The 8,959-nt window shown below is 69.7% G+C and carries 1 protein-coding gene; it reads left to right on the top strand.

Annotation, left to right across the window (positions count from 1 at the left end; all coding sequences use genetic code 11):
• Positions 1–407: 407 nt before the first annotated feature.
• The coding region (locus VOI19_RS08185) for a calcium-binding protein (RefSeq protein ID WP_416366358.1) at positions 408–8,959 on the top strand (8,552 nt) is incomplete at its 3' end.

The raw sequence follows: 8,959 nt of genomic DNA, 5'->3' as shown, positions 1-8,959 counted from the left end.
GCACGGCACTACCCGCTGATGTCCGGAAACCCTGTCCACACCAGCCAAATCGCATCGTGACCTATATCACGTGACGCCCTGACGTAGCCATGGTCACCCTGGGCCAGTTTCGACGGCTACCTCGCCCATCGTGTGAAGAATTTGTGTAGTCCAAGCCTCGTCCACTGCCCTCCCGGCACACCTTCACTAGCGTCCGAAGCGCTGACCGGCGGAGGGAAGCGCTCACGGTCCGATTCTCGGCGACTGTGGGAAAGCAACAAATCGGGGGAGTACGTCTCATGACGTCACGGAGCGCACGATCCACGTCGGACAGCGCCGGCGAAGGGCCTCACATCGCGGTTCGAGGGGGACTGAGACGACGGTGGCTGCTGGCCACGCTGGGCGCGCTGGGGTTGGCGGCACTCGGGATGGGGCTCGGACTCGGCTCCACCGCGTCCGCCCGCCCGCCGGTGCCCCCGGGCATCACCTCGGCGGCCACCACGACGGACGACGCCACGGTGCGGGTGCAGTTCAGCGAGCCGGTGTTCAGCGCTCGTGCGGGCACGACGACACCCCCGCCGGCCCGACCCCTCGCCACAGATGACTTCAGCCTCAACGGAGGCGCAGCCGGGGCAGGGATCGCGTCGATCTCAGCCCTCAGCGGCGCGGACCCAGGCACTGGTTGGGTGCTCACCCTCGACGCCGACGTCGGAGCCTCCGACACCCTCGCCCCTGCTGCCGGAGCGATGTTCACGGGCTCGGACGAAGAGCTCGTCGCGACGGCGGTCGACATCGACTCGCTGACGCCGGCCGAGCTCGCGCAGGTCGTCTCAGGACTCGGCGACCTCGCGGCGCTCGAGCTGTTCCCCGAAGACTCCTACCGCTCACCTCTCGGCCCGATCGTCGACAGTGCCTCGTTGGGCGACTACCTCGATCTCACCTCGCTGCCGGCCCAGCCCGGCAACGAGGCCGAGCTGATCACCGCGCTCAACGCCCTCAACGACGCCGGCACCGCAACGGCGACCGTCGACGACGGCCAGGTGGTCCTCCCGCTGGACGTCGGCGCCGGCACGACGGTGCCGGTGGCGTTCGGGTTCGACTCGATCGGTCTCACGCTGGCCACGGAGCCCGGAGCCGAGATGGCGGCCACCCGCACGCTGGCCGGCTCGCTCTCGGTGGGTCTCGCGGGAGGCGCCTTCTCGGTCGACACGACAGCGAGCGACCTGACCGTCGACCTCGACGCCACCGGCACCTTCGACGCCGTCGGTCGACTGGGCTTCTCCGACATCACGGCACGCGGGATCGCGCCGACGATGGCTGCGTCCTTCGCGGTGGACCTGGTGCGGGGCGACCCGACCGTCGGGACACCCGCTCGCGTCGCCGTCGCCGACCTCGCGGTCGGTGTGGGGCTCAGCGGCTCCGCCGTGCTGTCCCTCGACTCCTTCGAGGTCGACGGTCTGACGGCCCCGATCTCGGCGGCCACGACCGCCACGTGGGACCTGGCGGAAGCGGACGTCGTTCCGTCGGTCGACCTCAGCACCCTCGCCTCCAGCAGCCTGGCGAACTTCGCGAACGTCGACTCCCAGGACGTCCTCGCCGGGCTCGCCTCCGTGTCTGCCTGGCTGGCCCAGGTGCAGCAGTACGGCGCGCTCGGCACCGAGCTGCCGCTGGTCGGTGACGCAGCCGGTGAGCTCGTCGACGTGTCCGCGCGCATGAACCAGGCTGTCGAGTACGTCGCGCAGGGGGTCGAGGCCTTCGGCACCGGGGACGAGGAGCCGAGCATCGCCAACGTCGCTGAGCTGCTCTGCGGGGCCGGGCTCTTCGGAGACGCCGACTGCGAGGACGTGCAGGACGTGCTCGCGCCGCTGTCGGTCAGCACCACCGAGATCACCTACGCAATCTCGCTGACGAAGGTGCTCGACCCGTTCGACACCGGCAACCCCGATGCCTACGAGCTCGAGCCCAACGACGTCTGCCGGGCGATCGCAGAGGACGCTCTGATCACCGGTGATCCGGCGCTCCCGGTAGCCGACCGGATCGGCACGACCTCGGCGAAGTTCCGGATCTACAACCCGCAGCTCGCGACCCGCTCCGCCTGCGACCGGGTCGCTCCTGGGACTGACGTCAACATCGCCCTTCCCGATCTGGACCCGACCACCGCGACGCCCACCCACACCGTCTCCGAAGCAGACATCTGCCGCGCCGTCGCGGGGATCTTCGGGGTCGGCAAGGACGCGTTCGTCGCGCGCAACAGCTTCACTGACGACGCCGGGTGCGCCGCGAAGATCGCCGCGGCCGTGAGCGACCCGGCCGGCAACCCCTTGGTCTACGACGACACCCCGGAGTCCGGGCCCAGCCTCGACTTCGCCCTGGGCGACCAGCTCGAGGGCCTCGACGTCGGCATCGACGGGTCGGTGGCGTGGGACAACCCGACGGCCACCCTCGGCCTGAACCTCACCCTGGGCCTGAAGATCGCGCCTGACCCGGTGATCGAGTCCGAGCTCGGCCTGGACCGTGCAGACGTGGACGGTGACGGAGTCCCGAACGCGAGTGACGACGACATCGACGGCGACGGGCTGCCCGAGAGCTACACGTTGCAGCCCAACGACGTCTGTCGCGCCATCGCCGGCACCATCGCCGACCAGCTGTCCGACGACTTCATCGCCGCCAACGGGCCGTCGGTCACCGACGTGGCGAGCTGCGACGGGCTCGACGCGGGCTCGGTGGTCCAGGTCGACGGGGCGGACCTCACGCTCACCGCCCGGGACATCTGTCGGTCGGTCGCGCAGCTGTACCGGATCGAGGTCGCCGCGTTCCGCGGGCTGAACTCGTTCGCCGACAACTCGGTGTGCGCCTCCACGATCGCCGGTCAGGTCGGCGGGACGCCCGGAACGCTGATCTTCGACGACGACGTCCGGGACTCCCCGGTGACCGCTGCCCATCGCATCTTCATCGGCGCCGACCCCAGTACTCCGTTGGCGAGCCTCGGTCTGGATCTCAGCGGCACGGCAACAGCCAACGCCCGCCTCGGCATCCTGGACCTCACCTTCGACGGTGACGCCACGATTGCTCCGAGCTTCGCGATCATGCTCACCGATCCGGGCTCGAGCGCGGACGACGCCAAGATCGACCTGGTCGAGTTGCGCGAGACCATCACCTCGGACGACGCGGCGGCGGCCAAGCTCGATGCGCTGGTCGACCTCGGCGTCAGCGGCGAGATCGACGCCCACCTCCTGCTCGGCAGCGACGGACTCGGTGTCGCCGGCACCGATCGCCTGCGGTTCGACGTCGTCGGCAACCTCAGCGCCCTCGACAACGACCCGTCCGCTGGCGACGACCCGATCATCACGACCCAGAGCAAGGCGCTCGACGCCAGCGACACCACCACCGACCTCAGCGGAGCGACTGGAACCGTCAAGTGGGACGACGTCGACACCATCCACGTCGGCACCGACCTGGACGAGCTCCTCAACCTCGAGGACGTGTCGCCGGCCCAGCTCATCGCAATGGTCCGCGCGCTGGCCGAGCAGATCGACGCCATGGCCGGCACCGACGCGTTGAACCAGCGTCTGCCCCTGATCGACACGACCGTCGCCGAGCTCGTCGACTTCGTCGAGACCTTCGCCGTCGTGGCCGAGCGGGTGGAGAACCGCGGGCCGGAGGACCTGGTGGCGCTGAACGCGATCATCGCCGAGTCGCTGGCCGACCTCGGCGTGCCCGACGCGGTGTCGATCGAGGTCACCACGACCGACCTGCGGCTGAGCTTCGCCGTCGACGAGAGCGTGTCGGCCGGCTATCCGCTCGCCTTCGAGCTCGAGGACTTCCCGGTCGCGCCGACCGACGGGGGCGTGACGATCGACGTCACCGCCGGCGTCAGCATGGACCCGACCGTCGGCTTCCGGTTCGACAGCACGCTCGACCTCGACCAGCGGGTCTTCATCACCGCGGACAGCGGGCCGACCTTCACCGCTGAGTTCGACGCCGAGCTCGAGGGTGCGGTCGCCTTCGGGCCGTTCGAGGCCAGTGTGGAGGGAAGAGCCGACCTTGACGCCGCAGTCGCGGTCGGCCTGGCCGACCCCGGGGCCGGGGCCGAGGCCGACGGCCTCGTCACCGTCCGCGAGCTGCTGACCACCCTCGCCTCGCCGACGCCGGCCGACGTGCTCGACGTCGACTTCGAGGGCGCACTCACTGCCGACCTCGACGGCGTGGTCGCGAGCCCGCTCGGCGACATCGTCGGTGCGGTGAAGGTGCGCGGTGACCTGGCCGCCTACGACGCGGCCGACCCGGTCCTGTTCGTTGCACTGGCCGACGTCGACGACGTCGTCGTCGGGTCCCCCAAGATCCGCATCGCCAGCGACCTCGACACCAGCGAGCTCAGCCTCGACCTCGACACGTTCGTCACCGGAGCGATCGAGACGGCGCGCTTCGTCGGTCGGGGCCTGCAGGACTCCGAGGAGCTGAACCTGGACCTTCCGGTGCTGGGTGACGTGCTCACGTCGCTGTCACCGCTCGGGGACGACATCGTCAAGGTGGCCGACGAGGTCGACGGGCTCTGGAACGGCGACAGCCAGGCGTTCCGCACCGCCATCGAGGACGCCCTGGAGGACACGTTGTGCCCCACCGCGCGCGACTGCGTGAGCGTCGACGTGACTGATGCTGAGGGAGATCCGACCTCGCTGTCGAACGCCGCCGAGTTCAAGGTCGGCTTCACCCTCTCCGACGAGCTGGTCGCGACCCGGACGCTCGACGCCGGCCTCGACCTGGCACCCGTGTTCGCCCTCGCCTTCGAGACCGACGCTCAGGCGACGGTCGGCTACAGCTTCGACGTGGCCTTCGGGGTCAGCCGTGCCGACGGGTTCTTCGTCGAGGGTGGCAGGGTCATCGAGCTCTACGGCAAGGTCGGGGCGCTCGACATCGACGCGACCGCCACCTTGCTCGAGGTGGGGGAGGTCGAGATCACTGATGGCAGCGCAGTCATCGGAGGGTCCGGCGGCCCGAACGACGATGCGGCGAGCTTCTCGGTGTGCCTGCTCGCCTGCGGCGACGACGTGCGCATGACCATGTCGGACATCACCAACCGGGCGCGCAAGGCCAGTGAGCTCTTCGTGGTCCAGCCGGACGTCGTCGTCGACATCGACCTGCCGGTCGCGACCCGGATCACCGGCTTGCCCACCCTGGAGTTCCCGCTGGTCCTCGACTGGGCGGTCGACGGCTCGCCGCTCAGCGCTCCCAACCTCAGCATCGGCACGGCGGCCGACAACGTGACCCTCGACGTGAGCGACTTCGTCGACGGGGTGATCGTCCCGGCGCTCGAGGGGGTCGACGACTACAACCCGCTCTCCAAGAAGCCGATCACGACGATCCTCAACGAGGAGATCCCGATCCTCGACGCCGACCTGCGCGATCTCGCGCAGGCCTACGTCGACAGCGTGCCCGATGCCGGGGTCAAGCGTTCCTGGGCGGTCTTCACCTTCCTCGTCGACCTGCCGTGCACGATCCAGGACCTCGGGGGAAGGGCTGCTCCGGCCGGGGCGTGTGCCGGGGCGACGTCCTACGGCTCCGCCAACGGCAAGATCAAGCTCGGCTGGGTCGAGGTGCTGCCGTCCTTCGTGGCCCATCCGACGACGATCCCGGCGGCCGCGGCTGCACCGTCCGGCGCAGCCGCCCGTTCGGGCAGTTCTTCGACCGCTGCGGGGGCCTCACCGGTCGACAAGCTCCGGGCGATCATCGCGGACCTCAACACCGGTCCGAGCGGGAAGCAGATGTTCTCCCTGCCGATCCTCGAGAACCCGCTGGACGTGATGAAGCTGGTGCTCGGAGGCGAGCTGGGCTCCGACGTGACGTTCATCGAGTTCACGCCCGGCCCGATCCGCGTCGGCCCGCAGCTCAGCTTCGAGCAGTCGGTCGGCTTCGACGCCGGGTTCCTCGACGGAGACCTGACGGTCGGGGTCGACGGCTTCCTCGGCCTCGAGATCAACCTCGGCTTCGGCCTCGACAGCTCCGGCCTGGGGGAGGGGAAGAGCTTCGAGGACGGGTTCTACCTGATCGACTTCTCCGACGACGACACGAGCGACTTCGAGGTCGCGGTCGGCGGCAAGATCGATGCCTACGTCAAGGGTCGCGTGTCGGTCCTCGGCGGCCTGGCCGATGTCAGCTTCCGCGGCAGCGGTGGCGTGAACCTCACCGGCGGCCTCGACTTCAACGACGAGTCGATCGCCGTGCCGGCGGCCGGCCGGGGCGACGGGAAGTTCCACCTCGACGAGATCGTCACGGTGGTCGAGGCGCACGGTGGTGGCGTCAAGGGTGCTGCCTGCCTGTTCAACCTCGGTCTGAAGTTCAACGCCAACGTGTCCTTCAGCGGCAAGGCGCGGGTGTTCGGCATCACCGTGTTCAACGACTCGTTCTCCGAGAGCATCACGATCCTCGACGAGCAGCTCTCGTGCACGCCGGACTTCCGGGTCGCCCAGCTCGTCGACGGGCAGCTCATCCTCAACGGCGGACCGACCTACGGCCCGGACCGCTTCGACGGCCTCGGCGACATCGCCGAGAGCTTCGAGGTGACCAAGACGGGGAGCACCTACACCGTGCGGTTCTGCGATCCGGCACAACCGGTGTGCACCCCCCGGAGCGGATACAGCGCAGCGACCTTCCCGGCCGGGTCGGTCACGTCGATCCACGGCTCCATGGGTGCCGGGGCAGACACCGTGGAGGTCGGCGACAACATCACCGTTCCGGTGTTCCTCGACGGCGGTGCCGGACTCGACGACCTCGACGGTGGGGGCGGCTCCGACCAGATCACCGGCGGTCCCGGCACTGACACGCTGGACGGCGGTCCTGGGGCCGACCTCCTCGATGGCGGCCCGGGCAACGACACGCTGAACGGCAACGGCGGCCCCGACGCCATGACCGGCGGCGCGGGCAACGACACCCTCGACGGGGGTGTCGGAGGCGACTCGCTGTCGGGCGGCGTCGACCAGGACACCTATGCCTTCGCGGGGGACTTCGGCGGCGACTCCGTGACCGACGACGGGGGCCGCGACACCCTCGACCTCACCGCCGCCACCGGTCCGCTCACCGGCACGTCGAGCTTCGGCGAGGCTCGGATCTCCCAGCCCTCGGGAGACGAGGTCACCTATCTGTCGAACCAGGTCGACGTGGTCAGGGGATCGGCCCTGGGTGACACCTTCGCGCTGAAGTCCAACCTGCCCGACGGCTTCGAGATCGACGGCCAGGCCGGCGGCGACTCGTACACCGCAGACCTTGCCGGCGCGAGCCGCACCATCACGGTCGCTGACTCCGCAGGTGGAGGCGACACGCTCACCCTCAACGGCACCGTGGGTGCCAACGAGTTCCTCCTGCGGAAGGGGGACGGCGGGGTCGCCTTCGTCGCCCTGCTGAGCGGAGGCAAACCGGCCACCCGCGCCGACCGGGTCAACTACGACAGCGGCATCGAGCAGCTGAACGTGAACGGACTCGCGGGCAAGGACACCTTCTCGCTCGACGACAACGCCGCAACGACGACGATCGACGCCGGCCCTGGAGACGACGTCGTCCAGGTCGGACAGATCTTCGGCAAGGCCGACTGCGAGCCGGACGGCACGCTCGAGGCCGAGTGCCCCGGTGACCTGACCTCGCACCGCAGCTCGGGCGTCGACCAGTTCGGCACCCAGGTGATCACGCGCGGACACCTCTCCAACGGCGTCACCGAGGACCTCAACATCCAGGGCCGCGGTGGCGAGGACACCATCACGGTCTTCTCGAACAAGGCCGACGTCACCGCCGACGGCGGCGCTGACAACGACCGTTTCGTGGCTCGCGGCTTCATCCTCACCGCGAGCCTCGAGCTCAACGGCGAGGGCGGAATCGACGACTTCACCTACGTGGTCAACAAGAAGCTGTCCGTCGACGGCGGCGACGGGACCGACACCTACTCGATCATCGGCACCGAGGCCGACGACGGCTTCGTCGTCGACACCGACCCGGTCACCGGCAACGCGATCGTCGAGCTGTGCAAGCTCGGGTCCGACGGGCGACCGGACGTGGACGACTGCGCGATCAGCTCCCTGGCCGAGAACGTCGAGATCTTCGAGCTCATGGGCCTCGAGGGTGACGACGTCTTCTGGATCATCGGCAGCGACCCTGCCTCGTCGGTGATCGCGTCCGGCGGACCGAACTCCGACACGTTCCTCCTCGGTGACGGGACCCTCGACGCCATCCGTGGGCCCCTGACGCTGTCGGGTGACGCGGCCGGCAACGTGCCGGACATCGCGCGTCCACGAGCACTTCCCGACGAGGACACCTCCGTGGCGTTCGAGCCTGCGGTGACCGGCGGGACCGACCGCGGCGACACCGTCGAGGTCGACGCGACGGATGCTCCCGGGCTCACCGGCACGCTCACCGACGTCACCATCACCGGCTTCGCCATGGCAGGCGGCCCGTTCACGATCGGCGCCGGGGACGACGCGGTGATCTACCCCGACGTCGTCGCCTACGGCGAGATGGAGTTCCTCGACGTCCAGCTCGGCGAGGGCAGCGACGATGTCACGGTGCGGTCGACCCACGTCGGCAACGTCCGCTGCGACGCCGACGGGTGCCCGCTCCGGCTGGCCACCAACGGCGGAGCCGACGTCGTCGACGTGCGCTCGATCTCGGGGGAGACCGAGATCCTCACCGGCGCATCAGCGGACGCCGTGACGGTCGGCCGGCCCGGTCCCTCGGGTGACGTGCTCTTCGACATCGACGCCGGGCTGACCGTCGTCGGCGGCGGCGCCGCCGACAGCCTCGAGCTCGACCACCGGGCCGCCGCGGCGACCCGTCTCGACGTCGACGCGGGCCTGGTGACCGAGGCCGGTCTCTCGCCCGACGGGGTCAGCCACCGCGGCGTCGAGACGGTGGACATCCGTCTCGGCGACCTACCCAGCAACGAGTTTGGTTTCCGGACCCGTCTCGGCGTCTTCAGCCCGACCCACGTCGCCGGGCA

This window comes from Nocardioides sp., from assembly GCF_034670285.1.
Lineage (GTDB): Bacteria > Actinomycetota > Actinomycetes > Propionibacteriales > Nocardioidaceae > Nocardioides.
Note: the sequence above shows the minus strand (reverse complement) of the source record. Positions and strands in the feature narration are given on the sequence as shown.